General features: G+C 55.1%; 1 protein-coding gene. It reads right to left on the bottom strand.

Annotation, left to right across the window (positions count from 1 at the left end; all coding sequences use genetic code 11):
* On the bottom strand, nt 1–236 hold a 236-nt coding region (locus SB772_RS45560; protein ID WP_410839222.1), incomplete at both ends, for a hypothetical protein.

Here is a 236-nt window from a genome sequence, read left to right as displayed (position 1 = left end):
CGATATTGCATAAGATCGAACCAGTTCTGACCTCCTAGCAAATCGCGAACCTCGACAAGCCGCATGCCATCATCGTTGTCGGGCCCGACGTAGTCCTTCGCGTTTGGCAGCTTCATGATCAGGATCGCTACGATCAAGACCGCGCTATAGGCGAATACCGTCGGCCAAAGCCGCGAGAACAGCGCCTGAAATCGTGCAAGCTTGCTGCCTGAAGGGGAAATGGCGGTCATCTCTAC

Origin of the sequence: Paraburkholderia sp. SIMBA_030 (assembly GCF_046535245.1) — a bacterium.
In the GTDB taxonomy this organism is placed as follows: domain Bacteria; phylum Pseudomonadota; class Gammaproteobacteria; order Burkholderiales; family Burkholderiaceae; genus Paraburkholderia.
The sequence above is the reverse complement of the archived record's forward strand: the minus strand, read 5'-3'. Positions and strand labels throughout refer to the sequence as shown.